Annotated in this window: 1 protein-coding gene; it reads right to left on the bottom strand. The window is 50.1% G+C overall.

What is annotated here, in order from left to right; all coding sequences use genetic code 11:
- Positions 1–554 (bottom strand): cation efflux transmembrane domain-containing protein (locus Hfont_RS14965; protein WP_146779190.1); only part of this gene is annotated, 554 nt, incomplete at its 3' end.
- Positions 555–695: the final 141 nt, after the last annotated feature.

The following is a 695-nucleotide window of genomic DNA, read 5'->3' as shown; positions in this document are numbered from 1 at the left end:
GTACCCATCAGAGTAGCGACCGCTATATCCGGCCATCCAGAACCTGTGCCATAGACTCCCAATGCTGCAAGCATGACGGCGATATTGCCAATGGCATCATTGCGCGAGCATAGCCAAACCGAACGCATATTGGCATCACCTTCTCGGTAGGCATAAAGCAGCGCGGCAACCGATGCATTTGCTACCAACGCAAGGAAGCCGATGAAACCCATCGTTGATGATTCGGGCACGATGCCTGACGCCAAATGATAAGCAGCGCTACCAAGCACAAACACTCCATAACACCCCATGATTAAACCTTTGCCAAGCGCAGTACGAGAACGCCAAACTGGAGCCAGTCCAAGAACGAAGAGACTAACCGCGTAGTTACCAGCATCACCGAAAAAGTCTACGGCATCTGCTAAAAGCGATACTGAACCGGCATGCCACCCGCCAATTAGTTCTACGACGAACATACCGGCATTGACGACCAACGCAACCCACAAGATGAGTCGATAGCGAGCATCAACCGGTGGTTTATCTGAAGAGCAAGGGCCAGTGCAGCAATCCGCCATGATGAATCCTTTAAGATATATTCATGATTAAACACCCTGTAGTAGCTATAGGGTAAAGAGATATAGTAAAGGAGTTGTCATGTCTGGTTCAGCGTTGAAGATTGGCGAGTTGGCGAAGATGACGGGCTCGCAAGTAGAGAC

Origin of the sequence: Herminiimonas fonticola, assembly GCF_003293745.1 — a bacterium.
GTDB lineage: Bacteria > Pseudomonadota > Gammaproteobacteria > Burkholderiales > Burkholderiaceae_D > Oxalicibacterium > Oxalicibacterium fonticola.
This window is presented reverse-complemented; position numbering and strand designations above follow the sequence as displayed.